2 protein-coding genes are annotated in these 1,003 nt (G+C 34.9%); one reads left to right on the plus strand and one right to left on the minus strand.

Annotated features, from left to right (window positions below; all coding sequences use genetic code 11):
- Positions 1-48 precede the first annotated feature (48 nt).
- Positions 49-300 carry a hypothetical protein gene (locus ACQ4WZ_RS27035; RefSeq protein WP_004295507.1) on the minus strand — a complete coding sequence of 84 codons (252 nt, stop codon included), beginning with the start codon at positions 298-300 and terminating at the stop codon, positions 49-51.
- Between the two features lie 464 nt (positions 301-764).
- On the opposite strand from ACQ4WZ_RS27035, the gene ACQ4WZ_RS27040 reads away from it, so the two are divergent.
- Positions 765-950 carry a hypothetical protein gene (locus tag ACQ4WZ_RS27040; RefSeq protein WP_007560600.1) on the plus strand — a complete coding sequence of 62 codons (186 nt, stop codon included), beginning with the start codon at positions 765-767 and terminating at the stop codon, positions 948-950.
- Positions 951-1,003: the final 53 nt, after the last annotated feature.

Genomic DNA, 1,003 nt, shown 5'->3' on the forward strand with positions numbered 1-1,003 from the left:
ATTTGGCAATCACCTTATCCACCCCGTCGGAAACCCTAATTGTGTACATCATAGACTGTCGAAATAAGCATCAATATCCTCACTGCTTTTGAGGGTAACACACTTTCCGGATTTGATTTCTTCCCTTGCCTTGTCAATCCTTGCTTGCAGTTCCGGGGTTATCATCAAATCTTCACGACCAACTTTTACCAAAGCGTAAATCTCGTTTTTCCTGCGAATTAGTACCTGCTCGCCATTGTCAGCTTTGGTGAAAGACGCTGCGAGGTTGTTACGGTATTCTCTTACTGATAATGCTTCCATATCTGTTTGCTTTTAAATTCAGTACAAAGATAGCTATATTTCAATAAAATACAAACTTTTTGTACACAAATGTGTACACGCCATAAAAAGCCGTTCACAGTCCTACCGCCCGTTGGTTGGTTTTGCTTTGCTTTTTTTCCCTATTGTTTTTCTTTTTCCGACAGTAAATCAACCACTTATCCGTAAAAAATCAATGACTTGTTATAAAGCATAACTTGTTTATATGCTTATCAGCTTTTTTTTTTAACTAAAAATCACGCTGAAATCCAACCGCTTACACAATTCATTTAACACATTACTACGACTTTTTGAATGCTATTTAACACATTACTACGACTTTTTGAATGTTATTTTCTCTTCCAAATACGACTTTTTGAATGTTATTTTGCATCATCTACGATTTCCATTTGCACAAGTCGTAATTACTTATTATATTTGCGCAACATACTAATAATCAATAAAGGATGAAGAAAATCATAGTTCATTTTAAGAAAGAAGAATTTGAAAGGGTAAAAAACGCAATTTCTATCCTCGCAAAATTTTCTGAAATATACGCTCCTCACATAGATAAAGCCAACAGTATTTTATCCTTTCGTGTAGATGATGAAAACGAAACAACAGAAGAACAACAGTGTAACAGTCGTCAATAAAGACCAAATACAAAGCTATATTATGACGACAGCCAAGTATGACTTTTCCGTTT

Source organism: Janthinobacterium darwini, assembly GCF_051380905.1.
Classification (GTDB): domain Bacteria; phylum Pseudomonadota; class Gammaproteobacteria; order Burkholderiales; family Burkholderiaceae_D; genus Janthinobacterium.